The organism is Janthinobacterium sp. 1L-D-8-B-C4, from assembly GCF_057291295.1.
On record NZ_JBXAVX010000018.1, the window covers coordinates 111,175 to 128,608 of the forward strand.

Genomic DNA, 17,434 nt, shown 5'->3' on the forward strand with positions numbered 1-17,434 from the left:
TGTCTCCTCTATGCTTGTTCTATGCCAGGTCGGCCAGCGGATGCTGTGTCCACGGCGCCTGGAAATACTGATTCAGATAGCTGTCGTCCAGTGCAGCCAGGCTGCCGGGGCGCCACTGCGGCGCATTGTCCTTGTCGATCAGCAAGGCGCGCACACCTTCGGCAAAGTCGGGATGGGCGCAGCACTGCACCGCCACGATCAGTTCCAGTTGAAACACTTGCGCCAGGCTCAGGTGGCGCGTGCGCTCGCGCATGGCCCACACCAGGGCGGCCGAGCTCGGCGCGCCCTTGGCCAGCGAGTGGGCCGCTTTTTGCAGCCAGCTCGATTCACCGTCATAGGCGGCAATCGCCGCCACCACCTCTTGCAAGGTGGGCGCCTGCGTCAGGGTGGCAATCGCGTCGAAATTGTCGCGCACTGGCGAGGCGGGCAACAGCGAGGCGGGCGAAGCCAGGGCGCGCAGCAAGCGGTCCAGTTGCTGGTGATTGGCTTGCGGACCAGGCTGCCATTGCGCCAGCGCCAGCGCGTCGAGCACCATGGCGCGTGTCTCCTGCTGCAGGAAATAGTCGCCCAGGCCGACAAACAGTGCATCGGCCGCATTCATCGGCGCCCCCGTCAAGCCGAGGAACAGGCCGCTGCGCCCTGGCATGCGGCCCAGGAACCAGCTGCCGCCCACGTCCGGGAACAGGCCGATGGTAATTTCCGGCATGGCGATGCGCGTGCTTTCCGTCACTACGCGGTGGCTGGCGCCCGCCATCAGGCCAAGGCCGCCGCCCATGACGATGCCGCCCCCCCATACCAGCAGCGGTTTGGCATAGGTATGGATGCGATGGTCGAGCCGGTACTCCTCGGCAAAAAAGGCCAGCGCCTGCGGGTTAGGCACCACGCCGGGCTGGTCCACCACGGCAGTACGCAGGCTGCGCACGTCGCCGCCGGCGCAAAACGCCTTGTCGGTCGACGACTGCAGCACCACGCAGGCAATCTGATCATCCGCCGCCCAGGCAACCAGGGCGCCATCGATGGCGCGTATCATCTCCAGGTCCAGGGCATGCAGCGATTTGGGCGCATCGAGCGTGATCACGCCCAGCTTCATGCCGCCGGGGCAGGCGCGCTCTTCAAGTTTGATCGTTTCAACCATTCTTCCACTCCGCCGTGCGTTTTTCCAAAAAGGCCTGCACGCCCTCTTTCTGGTCCCGGGTTTCGAACAGGCCCAGGAACAGGGTGCGTTCGTCCGGCAAGGATTGCGCCAAAGGTTTGCCGCGCGCGCCCTGGATCAGCGACTTGGATGCCGCCACGCTGCCCGGACTCTGGCGCGCCACCTTGGCCGCCAGCGCCAGCGCGGTGGCCAGCGCCTGGCCGGCCGGCACGACTTCCTCGACCAGGCCGATCGCCAGCGCACGGTTTGCGTCGACCCGCTCGCCGCATAAAATCATGCGCTTGGCCCAGCCCTCACCGACCAGCCATGGCAATATCTGCGTGCCGCCGGCGCACGGCAGCAAGCCCACCGATGCTTCCGGCAAGGCCATTTGCGCATGTTCTTCGGCAATGCGGATATCGCAGGCCAGCGCGCATTCGAGCCCGCCGCCCATGGCATAGCCATTGATGGCGGCAATGCTGACGCCGCGAAACGCCGACAAGGCTTCGAAAGCCTCGCCAAACGCGGCCGCCATTTTGAAGGCCATGTCCTTGTCGCCATCGGCAAACAGCTTCAAGTCGGCGCCGGCCGAAAAGAACTTGGCGCCGCCGCCGGTGATCACCAGCGCGTACACATTGCTGTCCGCGTTCAGGTCGGCCACCAGTTCCTTGAGCGCGCCCAGGCTGGCCAGGGTCCAGGTATGGGCCGGCGGATTGTCGAGGGTGACCTGCACCGTATGGTCGTGGCGTTCCACCAATAAATTGCTGTAGGTTTTGTTCATCGTAAAGTCTCCGTGGCGCCGTCTTTCAGGATCGCTCGCGCGATAATCAGGCGCATGATTTCATTGGTCCCTTCCAGGATCTGGTGTACCCGCGTGTCGCGCACATGGCGCTCGAGCGGATACTCGCGGATGTAGCCGTAGCCGCCGTGCAATTGCAGCGCTTCATTGCAGACATTGAAGCCGATATCGGTGGCAAAGCGCTTGGCCATGGCGCAATAGGCGGAAGCGTCAGGGCTTTGCTGGTCCAGCTTCCAGGCGGCCAGGCGTACCATCTGGCGCGCCGCCACCAGTTCGGTCAGCATGTCGGCCAGCTTGAATTGCAGCGCCTGGAACTGCGCCAGCTCGCGGCCGAACTGCTTGCGCTCCTGCATATACGTTTGCGCGCGGCTCAGGGCCGCCTGCGCCGTGCCGACCGAGCACACGGCAATATTGATGCGCCCGCCATCGATGCCCTTCATGGCAATCGCAAAGCCTTCGCCTTCGGCGCCGAGCAGATTGGCGGCCGGCACGCGTACGTTATCAAAACTGATGATGCGCGTGGGCTGGCTGTTCCAGCCCATTTTTTCTTCCTTCTTGCCATACACGATGCCGGGCAGGTCGGCTGGCACGGCAAACGCGGAAATGCCCCCTGCGCCGTCGCCGCCCGTTCTCGCCATCACGATCAGCATCTGCGTCTGGCCGGCACCGGAGATAAACGCTTTTGTGCCGTTCAGTACGTAATGGTCGCCATCCCTGACAGCTTTGGTGCGCAGGGACGCCGCGTCCGATCCCGACTGCGGCTCCGTCAAACAATAGCTGGCCAGTTTCTGGCCCGCTGCCAAGGCCGGCACCCACTCGTCGCACAGGGCTTCCTGGCCCCAGCGCGACAGCATCCAGGTGGCCATATTGTGGATGGTGATATACGCCGTGGTCGAGGTGCAGCCGCCGGCCAGCTCTTCGAAAACGATGGCCGCGTCCTGGCGCGACAGGCCCAGACCGCCCCAGCGCTGCGGCGTGTACAGGCCGCAAAAGCCCATCTCGCCGGCTTTCGCGATGGTCTCGACCGGGAAGATCGCTTCCGCATCCCAGTGCGCCGCATGCGGCGCCAGTTCGCCGGCGGCAAACGCGCGCGCGGCGTCCTGGAACTCGCGCTGCTCGTCGCTCAGTTCAAAGTCCATGAATACTCCTTACTTGAGGCTGATGGTGGTGTTGACCTTGCCCACCGAGGCCGAGTCGGTGAACCAGCGCTGGGTAATCGTCTGCGTCTGCGTGTAGAACAGCACCACCTGCTTGCCGAAGGGGCCCAGGTCGCCGAGTTTCGAGCCGCGCGAACCGGTAAAACTGAACAGCGGCACCGGCACCGGAATCGGCACGTTGATGCCCACTTGCCCGACTTCGATTTCTTCCTGGAAGTAGCGCGCCGCCGCACCGCTCTGGGTGAACAGCGCCGTGCCGTTGCCGTTGGGATTGGCGTTGACCAGTGCTATCGCTTCGTCGAGCGTATCGACCTCGACCACGATCAAGACCGGGCCAAAGATTTCCTGGTCATACACAATCATGCCCGGTTTCACGCCCGACAGAATCGTCGGGCCGACGAAGTTACCGTTCGGATAGCCATCGACCTTCACATCGCGTCCGTCCAGGGTCAGGGTAGCGCCCTCTTCGACGCCTTTGGCGATCAGGCCGAACACGCGCTCTTTTGCCGCGCACGAAATCACGGGCCCGAGGTCGGGATTGTCCTTGCCGGCGCCGACCGTCAGGGTCTGCGCCTTGGCAGACAATTCAGGCAGCCAGTCACGCGCTTCACCGACCAGCACCGCAACCGAGGCCGCCATGCAGCGCTGGCCGGCCGCGCCAAAGCCGGCGCCCAGCAGCTGGTTCAGGGTCTGTTCCTTGTTGGCGTCCGGCAGCACCACGGCGTGGTTCTTGGCGCCCATCATGCACTGCGCGCGCTTGCCGGCCAGGCTGGCGCGCTGGTACACATGCGTGCCGACCTTGCTCGAACCGACAAACGAGATCGCCTTGATATCGGGATGGTCGCACAGTGCATTGACCACGTCTTCGCCGCCATGGATCACGTTCAGCACGCCAGCCGGTATGCCCGCCTGCAAGGCCAGGCGCACCAGTTTTTCCGTCACCAGCGGGTCCTGCTCGGACGGTTTCAGCACAAAGGTATTGCCGCAGGCAATTGCCATCGGGAACATCCACAGCGGGATCATGGCCGGGAAGTTGAATGGCGTAATGCCGGCGCACACGCCCAGCGGCTGCATCACGCTGTAGGTGTCGACGCCGCCGGCCACATTCTGCGCGTATTCGCCCATCTGCAGGGTGCCGATATTGGCTGCATGTTCGACCACTTCCAGGCCACGGAATACATCGCCTTCGGCGTCGAGCAGGGTCTTGCCCTGTTCCATCGTCAAGGTGGCGGCCAGGTCGGCCATGTTCTCGCGGATCAGCTGCTGCAGTTTCAAAAAGATGCGGGCGCGCGCGCCGATCGGCGTCTTGCGCCAGGTTTTGAAGGCGCGCTGGGCCGAGGCGATGGCCGCGTTGACTTCGTCCGGCGTGGCGAACGGCACCCTGGCCAGCACCTCCTGGGTGGCCGGATTGACGACATCGCGCCAGACGGTGGTGGCGGACTCGACCCACTCGCCGTTGATCAACAGTGGTACGGTCGGAATAGCAACTTGATTGGTCACGCGTGTCTCCTGGTTTATGGGTTGTGCTTTGCATTATTCGCATAATGGCAGCGCCCCACAAGACGTGAAAATGCAAGCATCTGCCAAGCTGGTTCTGTTAATCTGCGAAGATTGCAAATTTGCAGACTCCACAGGAGAACAAAGTGGCCAAGGTATTCATGGGCGTGCGCCTGCAGCGGCTGCGCGAGGAAAGGCGCATGACGCAGGCGGCGCTGGCCAAGTCGCTGGGTATCTCGCCCAGCTACCTGAACCAGATGGAGCGCAACCAGCGCCCGCTGACGGTGCCTATCCTGCTGCGCATCGGCACCGTGCTGGGGGTCGATCCGCAAATCTTTTCCGAACACGACAGCGCCAGCCTGGTGGCCGACGTGCGCGATGTATTTGGGGAATTGCCGGATGCGCCACCGACGTCGATGGCGGAACTGAAAATGCTGGTGGAGAACATGCCGGAACTGGCGCGCTCGATCCTGCTGCTGCAGCGGCGCTACCGGGTGATGGCCGAACGGGCCGATACCCTGGCCGCACGTCTGGACGATGGCAGCCGTGGCGACAGCACCTTGGCGCTGGCGCCATCGACCGATGAAGAAGTGCGCGAATACCTGAACCGGCACCAGAACTATATCGATGAGCTGGACCGGGCGGCCGAACTGGTCGCCGGTGAACTCGACGTGCAACTGCGCACGCGCGACGCGCTGCAAGCGCGCCTGCAGGAACGGCATGGCATCCGGGTGCAGCTGTCCGACGGCGACGCCGGCATGGTGCGCAAGCACCGCTACGACGCCCAGCAAAAAATCCTGTGGCTACCCGATACGCTGACCGGTGGCCAGCGCGCGTTCCAGATGGCGGCGCAAATCAGCCTGCTTGAACACAGTTCGCTGATCGATGCGCTGGTGCTGGCGGCGCAGTTCTCTGGCGCTGGTGCGCAGAGCAGCGCGCGGCTGGCGTTTTCCAACTATTTTGCCGGCGCCCTGCTGATGCCGTACCAGCGTTTTTTGCAGGCAGCCGAGTCACGCGCCTACGATATCGAACGCCTGGCGCAGCAGTTCGGCGTGGGCTTCGAGGCCGTCTGCCACCGCCTGAGCACCCTGCAACGGCCCGAGGCGGCCGGCTTGCCGTTCTTTTTCGTGCGCGTCGACCGCGCCGGCAATGTCTCGAAACGCCAGTCGGCCACCGATTTTCACTTTTCAAGGGTGGGCGGCACCTGTCCGCTGTGGATCGTCTATGACGCCTTCAGCCATCCGGGCCAGGTCCTGACGCAGGTGGCCAGCATGCCCGACGGCTGCACGTATCTGTGGATCGCGCGCCAGGTCAGCACCGGCGCGCCGGGCTTCCGGGCGCCGGGCAAGACCTTTGCGGTGGCGCTGGGCTGCGATATCTCGCAGGCGCACCGCCTGATTTATTCGAAAGGCCTCGACCTGCACGACCCGCAGGGCGCCACGCCGATCGGCACCGGCTGCAAGGTCTGCGAGCGCCAGGCCTGCCCGCAGCGGGCGTTTCCATCCTTGCTGGCACCGCGGCCGGCGCCGTCGGCTTAATCTGTTTCCACCACGCGCGCGCGCAGCGCATCGAAGCGCGCCGTGAAATCGGCGCGCCAGGCCTGCCGCGTGGACTCGTCGATCCATGCCGCATCGAGGCCGTTGAGCATGAAGCCGCGCATGTCGTCGAGGCCAAAGCCGAACTCGCGCATCATCAGCCAGGCGCCGGTCGGCGTCACATGGTGCAGGGTCGGATCGTCCGTATTCGGATGCAGTTTCAAGCCCAGCTTTTCCATTGCGCGGATCGGATGGTCGAGCGCCCAGCGCTCGGGGCCCAGGGTGCGCAGGTAATACGAATTGGTCGGCACCACCGTAAACACCAGCCCACGCGCCGCATACTGGCGCGCCAGTTCCGGGTTGTCGACGATGGTATAGCCATGGTCGATACGGTCCACCTGCAGCTGTTCCACTGCCGTTTCCACATTCATCCACGGCATGCCGAATTCGCCCGCATGCGCGGTGCACCTGAAGCCGGCCTCGCGCGCGGCGCGGTAGGCTTGCAAAAACAGCTCGGGCGGGCGCTCGTTTTCGCGGTAGTCGATGCCGATCCCAATCACTTCCGGCGCACGGAATTCCTTCATCCATTCGACCACCTGCACCGCTTCTTCGGGCGAGGCTTCGCGGTCGATGCTGGGAATCAGGCGGCCGATCACGCCGAAGTCGCGCTGCGCATCGCGGATCGCCGCCACGATGGCGTCCTGCGCCGCTTCATAGCGGATGCCGGACACGCGCACGGTGCCGGTGGGGTTCCAGAAAAACTCGGCATACACCACGCCGTGGCTGTGCGCGTCTTCCAGGTATTCATACGTCAGGCAGTACAGGTCGGCAGGAGCGGTGATCAAATGTGCGTCGAGCGCGCGCAGCACGCGCAGCACGCCGACCGGTTTCTCGCCGCGCGTATAGAAGGCATCGATTTCCTCGGGCGTGACCACATTATTCGTCCTGGCGGCCAGGTTGCGGAAAGTTGCCTGGCGCACGGTGCCGAACAGATGGCAATGCAGCTCCACCTTGGGGATGGCGCGGACAAACTGTTCGATGCTCAAAGCGGTAGAAGACATAAATCGTTTCGTGTAGAAGTGGGGTCAGGCCAGGATGGCCGACAGGCGTTGCATCAGGAGTTCAATCGCGGCCGGACCATCGGCCAGGTGCGCCACCTGGGTGGTGACGGGGGCGCGGCGCGGCACGCGGAACTCGCACACCGTCATGCCGCGCGTCAGTTCGCCACGCAGTTCGATGGCGACATGGGCCGGCAGGAACTGGAACAACTGCGGCGCTTCCAGGTACAGCGCCACCACCGGGTCGTACATCGGCATCGGCACGGAACCATCGCTGCTCCTGATGCGTACATACGCTTCCAGGTAGCCGGCCAGCATGGTCGCGCGCGGCGTGCCGAGCGCGCGCAGGCGTTCCACTTCCACGTTGGTCACCAGCAGCTGGCGGCACAAATTCAATCCGAACATGCGCAGCGGGATGCCGGCCCTGAACACCTGGTCGGCCGCTTCCGGATCGGCATAGATATTGAATTCGGCCGCCGCCGTATGGTTGCCCTGGTCGGTCGAGCCGCCCATCAGGATGATCTCGACAATCTTGCCGGCGATATCGGGCGCTTGCGCCAGCGCGGTGGCGATATTGGTCATCGGCGCGATGGCGATCAAGGTGATTTCACCGGGATGGGCACGCACGGCGGCGATCAGCGCGTCGACCGCATGGCCGGGCGCATCACTGGCGGCGCCAGGTGGCAAAGTATCTCCGGTAGTCGGCATGCCGCTGTCGCCGAGGATGCGCTGCGCCGTTTCAATGGCGCCGGCCAGCGGCTGTTCGCAGCCGCGGTAGATCGGCACTTGCAGGCCGTCATGCGCCTTGATGCGCAAGGCATTATCGTAGGTGATGTCAACCGGCGCATTGCCGGTGACGATGCTCACGCCCAGCCAGTCGATCTCCGGGTTGCTGCCCAAGAGCAGCATGGTCAGCCAGTCGTCGAAACCGGGGTCGGTGTCGAGCCAGATTTTTTTCATGACGTTTCCTCTCAGGCCGCCAGGCACAGCGCGCTGTCAGGTGGCAGCATGAACGACACCGCCGTGCCTTCGCGCCAGGTGGCGCCGCCGGCCGCGCAGATACCCTTGACGGGTCCCAGCGGCGTTTGCAGCAGGTATTCGACGGTGTCGCCCAAAAAGCCGCGCGCCAGCACGGTACCCGGATACTGGCCCGCCGCATCGTCTGCCGCGCAGACGCGCACGCGGTCCGGACGCCAGCCCAGCACGGAGGTACCCGCTGCCACCGGCGCCGCATACGGCAGGCTGGCGCCGGCATGGTGCAGCGCGCCGTCGCGGTAGTCGAACAGGTTTTCAAAGCCCATGAAGTTGGCCACAAAACGCGTCGATGGCGTATTGAACACGGCTTCGGGGACGGCCAGTTGCTCGATGCGCCCGCCATTCATGACGACGATGCGGTCGGAAAGCGCCAGCGCTTCTTCCTGGTCATGCGTGACATACAGCATGGTGATGCCCAGCTCGCGCTGGATGCGGCGCAGCTCGGCGCGCATCTGCACGCGCAGCTTGGCGTCCAGGTTCGACAGCGGCTCGTCCAGCAGCAGCAGCGCCGGCTCGACCACGATGGCGCGCGCCAGCGCCACGCGCTGCTGCTGGCCGCCCGACATCTGCGCCGGCAAACGGGTTTCAAAACCCGTCAGGCCCACGGCGGCGATCACCGCCTCGACTTTCGTTTTCAGCTGCGCTTGGGCGACCTTGCGCAGGCGCAGGCCGAAGGCGATATTGTCGTAGACGTTCAGGTGCGGGAACAGCGCATACGACTGGAACACCATGCCGATATTGCGTTTGTTGGGCGCCAGCTTGCCGATCTCGCGCCCGTCGAGCACGATGCGGCCCGACTGCAGCGGCATCAGGCCGGCGATCGCGCGCATGGTGGTGGTCTTGCCGCAGCCGCTCGGGCCCAAGAGCGAAATCAGTTCGCCCTGTTCGACCTGCAGGTCCAGGTCTTTCACGGAGGTGGTGTTCTTCGCGTAGCCGAGGTTCAGCTTGTGCAGTTCCAGGTAACTCATGGTATATGCCTTACATGTATTTTGAAATGCCCAGGACCTTCTCGGTCACCATCACGAAGGCCATGGTGAACAGGACCAGCAGGGTCGACAAGGCAGCGATCGAGGGATCGAAACTGTTTTCCATATGGCCCAGCATCTCGATCGGCAAGGTGCTGATGCCGGGACCGGTGAGGAACAGCGACACCGGCACCTGGTTGAACGAGGTGACAAAGGCGAGGAAGAAGGCGGCGATCACGGCGTTGCGGATATTCGGCAGCACGATCATGAAAAACGCGCGCAGGCGCGAGGCGCCCAGGGTGATGGCGGCGTCCTCGATATCGACCCGCAGGTTGACCAGGCTGGCGTACACCACGCGCACCGAATACGGAATCAACAGCGCGATATGGCCGATCAACAGACCCGCATACACCGGTGCATTGATGGTCAGTACCAGGTGATGCAGCAGGCCCAGGCCAACCAGGATGGCGGGAATGATCAACGGCGACGTGAGCACCTGGCGGATCACGCCGATGCCCGGTGGCGGCATGCGCGAAAATGCATACGCGACCGGAATGCCCAGGGCCAGCGCGATCACGGTGGCGATCAGGCCGATTTCCAGGCTGGTCTGGAAGGCGCGGCGAAATTCAGGCGCGGCCCACACTTCGAGGATCCAGCGCAGCGAGTACGATTCGGGCGGGAAGGCCAGCGTCTCGCCGCCCGAGAAGCCGGCCAGCAGCACGATGGCGAACGGTCCCAGCAAAAACAGGAACACCAGCCACAGCACCACGCGCGAAAAATAGCTTTCTTTCATACCGAACTCCGACTAGAGGAAATACGTTTAAGGCCGGCGTTGACCAGCAGGGTCATGGCGACCAGGATCACGGCGATCACATTGGCGGCGCCGAAATCGCTCTCCACGCTCACCTTTTGATACAGCAGCGTTTCCAGCATCAGCACCTTGGTGCCGCCCAAGAGAGCCGGCGTCACGTACGCCGTCACGCAGCCGGTAAACACCAGGGTGCCGCCGACCACCAGGCCTTCCTGCGTCAGCGGCAGGGTGACCTTGCAGAACACCTGCCAGGGATTGGCGCCCAGGGTGGCCGCAGCCGGTTCCACGTCGCGCGGCAGGTTTTCCAGCGCGCCGGCCAGCGACATCAGCATCAGGGGCAGCAGCAGCTGCAGCAGGCCGACGAACACGGCAAATTCGCTGAACAGCAGGCGCAGCGGCTCGTCGGTAAAACCCAGGTTGACCAGCGCCGCGTTGACGGCGCCGTTGCGCCCCAGCAGCACGATCCAGGCGTAGGTACGGGCGATCGGCGAGACCATCAGCGGCAGGATCATCATGCCGACCACCAGCCCGCGCCACTTCGGCGACACGCGCGCCACGGCTTGCGCGGCCGGGTAGCCGAGGATGATCGAGGCCAGGGTCACCATGGCGGCGATGCGCAGGGTGCGCCAGAAGATGGTGCGGTTGAATTCCTGCGAGAAGAATTCAACGAAACGGTCGACGCCCCATTGCATGCCGTCGCCGACGCGGAAGGCGTCGACCAGCAGCGCCAGCACCGGCAGCAGGAAGCAGACGACGATGAAGATCAGCGCCGGCAGCACCAGCAGCAGGCCGGCGCGCTTTTTTGGATCGGCAAACATCACTTGCTCATGGCCTTGTTCCATTGCTCCATCCAGCCAGAGCGCTGCTTGAGGATGACCGACGGCTTGACGAATTTGAGCGAATTGATCTGGTCCTGGCCATAGGTATTGAACTGCGCGGCCGCCACCGACAGGCGCACGTCCTTGTTGACCGGCGAGTCGACCAGGTTGGTGGCCAGCTGGGTCTGCACTTCCTTGGACAGCCAGAAATCCATCAGCTGGTAAGCCAGGTCCGCATTTTTCGAGCCGGCGACAATGCCCATCACGTTCATGCCGGCCGCCTGGCCTTCGGCCGGGATGCTCCATTTCAGCGGCAGGCCCGTCTTGAGCATCTGCGACCAGGTAAAGCGCGCCACCGGCGCGGCCCAGATTTCATCCTGGGCGAACAGCGCGGCCAGCTGGGCGCTGTTTTTCGAGAACGTCACCACGTTGCCCTTCAGGCCGACGATTTTCGCAAAACCGGTGGCGTAGTCGTCGCTCTTGCCGCCCCAGGCCGCGTCGGCCATGCGCAGCATCAGCGGGCCCTGCGTGGTGCTGACGTCAGGCAGGGCCACGCGGCCCTTCAGTTCGGGGCGCCACAGGTCCTTCCAGGACGTCAGCGGGGCAATCTTGTCGGTGCGGTACACCAGGCCCACCGAATACAGCGTATAGCCGACGGCGAAATTGCCGCCGATCGGGTTTTTCGCCGCGTCGTACAGCTGGCCGTAGTTCGTCAGCTTTGCGTAATCCATCGGCTGGATCACGCCCTTCTGCGCCGCCTCCAGCATGCCGGAGTCCGACAGCAGCACCAGGTCGATCACCGGGTTGTTGCGGTGGACCACCAGCTTGGCGATGCGGTCGGCATTGTTCCCTGTTTCCACCTTGATGTCGCAACCGCATTTGGCCTTGAACGGCTCGTACACATATTTCATGAACAAGGGCTGGGCTATCGGATAGGCCGAGATGACCAGCTCGCGTTTTTCCGCATGGGCGGCATTCGCCAGCAAACCGAGGCCGAGGGCCAGCAAGAGGGACTTTTTCAAGATGCTTCCTTTCAGGGACGGCGCTGGCGGGCAGCGCCGGTAAAGATGGGACAGATGTCAGAAATAATGGCGCATACCAAGGATCAGCACGCTTTGCGTCTTGCCGGACGAAGCGCCGAAGCCGAACACCCGCGCAAACGTCGCGTCGCCGGCCGCCTTCTGGTAGCTCCAGGTAATGGCCACGTCGGTGCGCTTGGACAGGAAGTAATCGGCCTGGAAGTTGACCTGATGCCATTTCGGCGTCTTGTTGACCACGTCGTATTTGCCGGTGGTATAGAAATACGAGGCGCCCAGGTTCAACGCTTCGGTCAGCTTGTGGTTCAGGTTCAGGTCCACGTTCTGCAACGTCAGATTGCTCTGGTCCATATAGTTGTAGCGCACATTGGTGTACAGCGCGCCGAACTTGGTCTTGCCCACATTATAGAAGCCGCCCGTGCCGACGATGGCCTGGCTGTCCACGCCCACGCCTTTTACCGCGCTCTTGTTAAAGATCAGCAGGGAGCTGCCATAGTCGTTGCCGATGGCGCCGTTCGGCGACTCGGCCGCGTTCGGATGGTCGAGCTTTGAATATGCCAGCGCCCAGCTGAAGGCGTCGATCTTGTAGCTTGCGCCAGCGCTGTAGACGCGGTTGCGGCTGGAGCTTTCCGGGTTTTCGCTGAAGCCGTACAGGCCGGTGAAGGCAAAGTTGCTGATGGTCGGGCTGACATACTTGACGGCATTTTGCACGCGCAGGTTGTTGTAGCCATTGTCGTTGTCGCCGATATGCACGCCGTTACTGGCGATCACCACCGGGCCCAGCAGGTCCTTGACGGCCTCGTACTGGCGGCCCAGGGTCAGCGTGCCCTTGTCGTTGCTCGACAGGCCAACGAACGACTGGCGGCCGAACAATCGCCCGCTTTGCGCGGCCGTGCCGGTCATCACATTAAAACCGTTTTCCAGCACGAACAGCGCCTTGGTGCCATTGCCCAGGTCTTCCTGGCCGCGAAAGCCGATACGCGGATTCTGGTTGGTGCCGCTCAGGGCATGCGTAATGTCGCGGCCATTTTCATCCGAGGTGTAACCGATGCCGGCCGAGATCAGGCCATACACCTGCACGCTGCTTTGCGCTTGCGCCGCGCCCTGCGCCGCCAGCAAGCCACCCACCACCATCGTTCCCGTCATCCATTTGTTCATTGCCGCCGCCCTGTTCAAGTTATCCGCTGAGTTGTTGTTCTGAGTTTTTTATTATGATGTCCGTTTGCAGGAATTGTTGTCTCCATAACAAGACAAGACCAGTCCAGAATATGGTAAATTGCAGGATAAGAAAATTTGTTTATTTTTATAAATCCATTACTTTTTTTGATAAACAGGGTCCATGCACGAGCTGAACAAGAAAATTTCCTTACGTCATTTGCAAGCTTTTGCCACCCTTGCCCGTGTAAACAGCTTCAGCAAGGCTGCACAGGAATTGTGCGTGACCCAGCCGGCGCTGAGCGCCTCGATCAAGCTGCTGGAAAATCAGTTGGGCAATAAGTTGTTTAACCGCACAACCCACCAGCTGGAACTGACGCGCGAAGGCAGGCTGGCGCTCGATTACACCATCCATTTATTGAATACGGCCAGCAATACCTTTGCCGATATCCAGCGCGCGATTGGCAGCGGACGGCATCGCATCCGCATCGGCGCGATCCCGTCGGCCATGGCGATGACGGCGGTGGTGGTGGCGCGTTACAACGAGCAGCATGGCGATGAAGTGGAAATCATGTTGTCGGACATGCCCAACGATGGCCTGCTGCAGGCGCTGCATTCGGGCCAGCTCGATTTTTGCGTCGGCATCGAAGTGCCGGGCGCCGTCTCGCTGGAAACGGTGGGCCTGTTCGAAGACGAGCTGGTGCTGGTGACGGCGCGCAGCCATGCGCTGTCGGCGCTCCAGGAAGTGCGCTGGGATCAGTTGTCGGGCCAGGAAATCGTGGTGTTTACCAAGGGCAGCATCTGGGAGTTTGCCTCGAGCGCGCTGCGCCAGCATGGCCTCAATCCGTCATCCTTGTACCAGATGGTGCACAGCGAATCGCTGTACGGCGTGGTGCGCGCCGGCATCGCGGTGGGTGTGATGCCCAGCCTTTACACGACGTTTCTCAACGACGACGACCTGCACGTGGCGCCGCTGCGTCAGCCGACCTGCAAGCGCAAGATCGCGCTGATGCGGCGCAACGAGATCAGCCGCAATCACCATGTCGACCACTGCTTTCTGGCTTTGAAGCAGGATTTGAAGCAGGTCGACCAGTGGTTCTGATCAGGCCGGCGCTTTCAGCAGGTTGGCCAGCGCCACATACTGCTCCAGCCCCACGGTTTCCGGGCGCTTGGTCGGGTCGATGCCGGCGGCGATGATCTGCTCTTCCGTAAACATGCCGGCCAGGCAGTTGCGGATTACCTTGCGGCGCTGCGAAAACGCCTTCATCACCACCGCTTCCAGGGTTTCCTGGTCGCATGGCAAACGTTGCTCAACGGGAATCATGCGCACGATAGCGGACTCGACCTTCGGCGGCGGATCGAACGCCGTCGGCGGCACGATAAACAGCAGCGACATCTTGTAGCGCCATTGCAGCATCACCGACAGCCGGCCATAGGCCTTGCTGCCCGGTTCGGCCACCATGCGCTCGACCACTTCCTTTTGCAGCATGAAATGCTGGTCCAGCACCAGCGGCGCGAAGTCTGCCAGGTGGAACAGCAGCGGGCTGGAAATGTTGTATGGCAGGTTGCCGACGATGCGCAGTTTTTGTCCTGCCGGCACCGGAATCTGCGCGAAATCGAATTTCAGCGCGTCGCCCGAGTGGATCGTCAGCTTGGCCGGATTGAAGGTTTTTTCCAGGCGCACGATCAGGTCGCGGTCCAGTTCCACCACATGCATCTGCTTCAGGTGGCGCAGCAGTTGCTCGGTCATGGCGCCCAGGCCGGGGCCGATCTCGACCATGGCGTCGTCCGGCTGCGGCGCGATGGCGGCCGTGATGTCATTGAGGACGAAGCGGTCATGCAGGAAGTTCTGGCCAAAGCGTTTGCGGGCAACGTGTTTCATATGCGGTTTTCTATAGATGCGGTCAAGCGGGGTGGTACAAAAAGTTCAGGCGCTGGCCAGCAGCATGTCGCGCGCCGTGCGCAAGGCCTGCTCCATGCTGCCGACATCGGCCAGGCCCAGGCCCTGCGCGGCCACGTCGAGCGCCGTGCCATGGTCGACCGACGTGCGGATCAGCGGCAGGCCCAGGGTGACATTGATGCCGCGGCCAAAGGTGGCGTATTTCAGCACCGGCAAGCCCTGGTCGTGGTACATGGCCAGCACGCAATCGGCGTCCTTCAGGTATTTTTGCTGGAACAGGGTATCGGCCGGATACGGGCCGCGCGCATCGATGCCGCGTGCCTTGGCTGCAGCAATCGCCGGCGCGATCACGTCGATTTCCTCGCGCCCCAGGTACCCTCCCTCGCCCGCATGCGGGTTCAGGCCGGTGACCAGGATGCGCGGCGCGGCGATGCCGAACTTGCCTTGCAGGTCGGCATGGATGATGTCGAGCGTGGTGGCCAGGCTGTCCATCGTGATGGCGGCCGGCACGTCTGTCAAAGGCAGATGGGTGGTCGCCAAGGCCACGCGCAGCACCGGCTGGCCATGGCCCGGGTCGCCGGCCAGCATCATCACCACCTGTTTGGTAGCAGTCTTGTCGGCCAGGTATTCGGTATGGCCGGTAAAGGCGATACCGGCGTCGTTGATGGTGCTCTTTTGCAAGGGCGCCGTCACCATGGCGCCGAACCAGCCGGCCTGTATGCCTTCAATGGCGGCGTCGAGCGTGGCCAGCACGGAGCGGCCATTGTCCTTGTCGAGCACGCCAGGAATCACATTGTTGACGGTGGGAATATCGATCACGGCCAGGCGGCCGGCGCCAAACTGCGGCAGGCCGCTGTTGCGCACGGCCTGCAGCGACAGCGCCGCCAGGCGGATTTCCGGGTCGATCAGGCTGGCCGTCAGCGCCAGGTAGGCCGCGTCGCCGAGCAGGATGCAGTTCGCTTCATGGCGCATGGCCCAGGCCGCGCGGATCGAAATTTCAGGACCGACGCCGGCCGGCTCGCCACAGGTGATGGCGATGGCCGGGCGCCGTGTGCTTGCTGTGACCATTACTGGTCGTCGGCGCGGAATTCAACGTAGGCACGGTCGCGCACTTCGCGCGCCCAGCTTTCCGTCGCTTCTTCGAGCTTGCGCTCGCGCAGGGCGTTGCGGGCGGCGTTGCGTTCCTTTTCTTTCGAGACGTCGTCGCTCTTGCGCTCCAACACTTCGATCAGGTGGAAACCAAAGCTCGATTCGATCGGCTCGCTCACCTCGCCAGGCTTCAGGGCATTCATCGCCGTTTCGAATTCCGGCACGGTATCGCCAGGATACAGCCAGCCCAGGTCGCCACCTTTCGAGGCCGAACCATCGTTCGAGAACAGGCGCGCCAGTTCTTCGAACTTGGCGGCCTTGTTGTCGAGGCGTTCCTTCAGTTCGGTCAGCTTGCGCTTGGCTTCGGCAGCCGACAGGGTCGGCGTGACTTTCAGCAGGATATGGCGCGCATGGGTCTGCTGCACGGCAGCCACGGCCTGAGCCTGGGCGGCGCTGCGGCGGTCCACCAGTTTCAGGATATGGAAACCGGTATTGCTTTTGATAATAGGCGTGATCTGGCCCGGTTTCAGCTTGAGCAGCTGCTCGGTAAACAGCGGCGGCAGGCGGTCGCTATTGCGCCAGCCGATCTCGCCGCCGCTCAGCGCATCGCTGGCGTCGGAATAGGTGGCGGCCATCTTGGCGAAATCGGCGCCGGTGCGCAGCTGGCGGCTGACTTCTTCGGCGCGCGCGCGGCGTGCGGCGATCTGTTCCGGTGTGGAGTTTTCCGGGATGCGCACCAGGATCTGCGACAGGTTCAGCTCGGCCTGTTCGCTGGCGGCGGCTTTTTCGGCCGCCAGGAAGTTGTCCACTTCGGAGTCCGAAATCTGGATCTTGGCATCGACTTCATGTTCGCGCAGGCGCTGCATGATGATTTCTTCGCGGATTTGCTCGCGGAAGGTGGCAAACGGCGTGCCTTCCTTTTCCATCTGGTTGCGCAACTCCTGCATGCTCATCTTCTGCTGTTCGGCGATGCGGCCGATGGCGCGGTCCAGCGTCTGGTCATCGACGCGCACGCCCATTTCCTTGGCCAGCTGCATCTGTGCGCGCTCGACGATCATGCGTTCGAGCAATTGACGGCGCAGGTCGGCAGGGTCGGGCAAGGGCACGTTCTGCGCCTTCATGCGCTGTTCCACACTCTGGATGCGCGCCGCGACTTCATTACGCGTGATCACATCGTCATTGACGACGACGGCGATCGAATCGATGGTCTTGCCGCTGCTCGACGCTGGCGGGGTAAAACCCTTGGCCGGCGCGGGCTTGGTGGCGGCAGGCGCAGGCTTGGCGGTAGCAGGAGCGGCCTGTTGCGCCCAGACACTACTGGTCGTGGCGCCGGACATGGCGCACAACAGAACCGCGGCAATTTTGAGTTGGTGCATACTGGCATTACGCATAATGTGTAGAGCGCTCATGAGTTCAGGTGAATAAAAAAACCGGTTTGCGCCAGCG

16 protein-coding genes are annotated in these 17,434 nt (G+C 63.1%); 2 read left to right on the forward strand and 14 right to left on the reverse strand.

The window, feature by feature from the left end; genetic code table 11:
- Positions 1-19: 19 nt before the first annotated feature.
- Genes AC0Z42_RS25640 through AC0Z42_RS25655 form a run of 4 tightly spaced genes read right to left on the reverse strand, consistent with a single transcriptional unit; the run spans position 20 to position 4,588 of the window.
- Positions 20-1,135: an enoyl-CoA hydratase/isomerase family protein gene (locus AC0Z42_RS25640; protein ID WP_485470896.1), complete on the reverse strand. Its 1,116-nt coding sequence runs from the start codon at positions 1,133-1,135 to the stop codon at positions 20-22.
- Positions 1,128-1,913: an enoyl-CoA hydratase gene (locus AC0Z42_RS25645; protein ID WP_485470897.1), complete on the reverse strand. Its 786-nt coding sequence runs from the start codon at positions 1,911-1,913 to the stop codon at positions 1,128-1,130. Before AC0Z42_RS25645 ends, AC0Z42_RS25640 begins: the two co-directional genes overlap by 8 nt.
- Positions 1,910-3,070: an acyl-CoA dehydrogenase family protein gene (locus tag AC0Z42_RS25650; RefSeq protein ID WP_485470898.1), complete on the reverse strand. Its 1,161-nt coding sequence runs from the start codon at positions 3,068-3,070 to the stop codon at positions 1,910-1,912. The genes AC0Z42_RS25645 and AC0Z42_RS25650 overlap by 4 nt, the downstream gene beginning before the upstream one ends.
- A 9-nt stretch (positions 3,071-3,079) precedes the next feature.
- A complete protein-coding gene (locus AC0Z42_RS25655; RefSeq protein ID WP_485470899.1) occupies positions 3,080-4,588 on the reverse strand; it encodes a CoA-acylating methylmalonate-semialdehyde dehydrogenase in 1,509 nt (502 codons plus the stop codon).
- 143 nt (positions 4,589-4,731) lie between these two features.
- Here AC0Z42_RS25655 and AC0Z42_RS25660 point away from each other — a divergent pair, with 143 nt between their 5' ends.
- Positions 4,732-6,123, forward strand: coding sequence for a short-chain fatty acyl-CoA regulator family protein (locus tag AC0Z42_RS25660; RefSeq protein WP_485470900.1), 1,392 nt, complete (start codon positions 4,732-4,734; stop codon positions 6,121-6,123).
- On the opposite strand, the gene AC0Z42_RS25665 is transcribed toward AC0Z42_RS25660, so the two are convergent.
- The 7 genes from AC0Z42_RS25665 to AC0Z42_RS25695 are packed head-to-tail and all read right to left on the reverse strand — an operon-like array spanning position 6,120 to position 13,002.
- Positions 6,120-7,181 (reverse strand): adenosine deaminase family protein, encoded by a 1,062-nt coding sequence (locus AC0Z42_RS25665; RefSeq protein ID WP_485470901.1) that lies wholly within the window; start codon positions 7,179-7,181, stop codon positions 6,120-6,122. The genes AC0Z42_RS25660 and AC0Z42_RS25665 overlap by 4 nt on opposite strands.
- Before the next feature lie 24 nt (positions 7,182-7,205).
- Positions 7,206-8,138 carry a nucleoside hydrolase gene (locus AC0Z42_RS25670; protein WP_485470902.1) on the reverse strand — a complete coding sequence of 311 codons (933 nt, stop codon included), beginning with the start codon at positions 8,136-8,138 and terminating at the stop codon, positions 7,206-7,208.
- 11 nt (positions 8,139-8,149) lie between these two features.
- On the reverse strand, positions 8,150-9,181 hold the full coding sequence (locus AC0Z42_RS25675; RefSeq protein ID WP_485470903.1) for an ABC transporter ATP-binding protein: 1,032 nt from the start codon (positions 9,179-9,181) through the stop codon (positions 8,150-8,152).
- 10 nt (positions 9,182-9,191) lie between these two features.
- Positions 9,192-9,971, reverse strand: coding sequence for an ABC transporter permease (locus AC0Z42_RS25680; RefSeq protein ID WP_485470904.1), 780 nt, complete (start codon positions 9,969-9,971; stop codon positions 9,192-9,194).
- Positions 9,968-10,831, reverse strand: coding sequence for an ABC transporter permease (locus AC0Z42_RS25685; RefSeq protein ID WP_485470905.1), 864 nt, complete (start codon positions 10,829-10,831; stop codon positions 9,968-9,970). Before AC0Z42_RS25685 ends, AC0Z42_RS25680 begins: the two co-directional genes overlap by 4 nt.
- Positions 10,807-11,829, reverse strand: coding sequence for an ABC transporter substrate-binding protein (locus AC0Z42_RS25690; RefSeq protein ID WP_485470906.1), 1,023 nt, complete (start codon positions 11,827-11,829; stop codon positions 10,807-10,809). The genes AC0Z42_RS25685 and AC0Z42_RS25690 overlap by 25 nt, the downstream gene beginning before the upstream one ends.
- A gap of 57 nt (positions 11,830-11,886) precedes the next feature.
- Complete coding sequence (locus AC0Z42_RS25695; RefSeq protein ID WP_485470907.1) at positions 11,887-13,002, reverse strand: porin; 1,116 nt, start codon at positions 13,000-13,002, stop codon at positions 11,887-11,889.
- A gap of 181 nt (positions 13,003-13,183) precedes the next feature.
- On the opposite strand from AC0Z42_RS25695, the gene AC0Z42_RS25700 reads away from it, so the two are divergent.
- The gene (locus AC0Z42_RS25700) at positions 13,184-14,101 is read left to right on the forward strand and encodes a LysR family transcriptional regulator (protein ID WP_485470908.1); all 918 of its coding nucleotides are present in this window, start codon (positions 13,184-13,186) and stop codon (positions 14,099-14,101) included.
- Here the strand turns inward: AC0Z42_RS25700 and rsmA are convergent, their stop codons facing one another.
- Genes rsmA through AC0Z42_RS25715 form a run of 3 tightly spaced genes read right to left on the reverse strand, consistent with a single transcriptional unit; the run spans position 14,102 to position 17,379 of the window.
- The gene (rsmA, locus tag AC0Z42_RS25705; RefSeq protein WP_485470909.1) at positions 14,102-14,881 is read right to left on the reverse strand and encodes a 16S rRNA (adenine(1518)-N(6)/adenine(1519)-N(6))-dimethyltransferase RsmA; all 780 of its coding nucleotides are present in this window, start codon (positions 14,879-14,881) and stop codon (positions 14,102-14,104) included.
- 45 nt (positions 14,882-14,926) lie between these two features.
- Complete coding sequence (gene pdxA, locus AC0Z42_RS25710) at positions 14,927-15,967, reverse strand: 4-hydroxythreonine-4-phosphate dehydrogenase PdxA (protein WP_485470910.1); 1,041 nt, start codon at positions 15,965-15,967, stop codon at positions 14,927-14,929.
- Positions 15,967-17,379 (reverse strand): peptidylprolyl isomerase, encoded by a 1,413-nt coding sequence (locus tag AC0Z42_RS25715; protein ID WP_485470911.1) that lies wholly within the window; start codon positions 17,377-17,379, stop codon positions 15,967-15,969. Before AC0Z42_RS25715 ends, pdxA begins: the two co-directional genes overlap by 1 nt.
- Positions 17,380-17,434: the final 55 nt, after the last annotated feature.

Bases quoted from the DNA above. Each gene is read 5' to 3' on its own strand.
- AC0Z42_RS25645 (WP_485470897.1), bottom strand. From the start codon at position 1,913: ATGAACAAAACCTACAGCAATTTATTGGTGGAACGCCACGACCATACG.
- AC0Z42_RS25650 (WP_485470898.1), bottom strand. From the start codon at position 3,070: ATGGACTTTGAACTGAGCGACGAGCAGCGCGAGTTCCAGGACGCCGCG.
- AC0Z42_RS25680 (WP_485470904.1), bottom strand. From the start codon at position 9,971: ATGAAAGAAAGCTATTTTTCGCGCGTGGTGCTGTGGCTGGTGTTCCTG.
- AC0Z42_RS25715 (WP_485470911.1), bottom strand. From the start codon at position 17,379: ATGCGTAATGCCAGTATGCACCAACTCAAAATTGCCGCGGTTCTGTTG.
- AC0Z42_RS25640 (WP_485470896.1), bottom strand. From the start codon at position 1,135: ATGGTTGAAACGATCAAACTTGAAGAGCGCGCCTGCCCCGGCGGCATG.
- AC0Z42_RS25685 (WP_485470905.1), bottom strand. From the start codon at position 10,831: ATGGAACAAGGCCATGAGCAAGTGATGTTTGCCGATCCAAAAAAGCGC.
- AC0Z42_RS25665 (WP_485470901.1), bottom strand. From the start codon at position 7,181: ATGTCTTCTACCGCTTTGAGCATCGAACAGTTTGTCCGCGCCATCCCC.
- AC0Z42_RS25670 (WP_485470902.1), bottom strand. From the start codon at position 8,138: ATGAAAAAAATCTGGCTCGACACCGACCCCGGTTTCGACGACTGGCTG.
- pdxA (WP_485470910.1), bottom strand. From the start codon at position 15,967: ATGGTCACAGCAAGCACACGGCGCCCGGCCATCGCCATCACCTGTGGC.
- rsmA (WP_485470909.1), bottom strand. From the start codon at position 14,881: ATGAAACACGTTGCCCGCAAACGCTTTGGCCAGAACTTCCTGCATGAC.
- AC0Z42_RS25700 (WP_485470908.1), top strand. From the start codon at position 13,184: ATGCACGAGCTGAACAAGAAAATTTCCTTACGTCATTTGCAAGCTTTT.
- AC0Z42_RS25695 (WP_485470907.1), bottom strand. From the start codon at position 13,002: ATGAACAAATGGATGACGGGAACGATGGTGGTGGGTGGCTTGCTGGCG.
- AC0Z42_RS25675 (WP_485470903.1), bottom strand. From the start codon at position 9,181: ATGAGTTACCTGGAACTGCACAAGCTGAACCTCGGCTACGCGAAGAAC.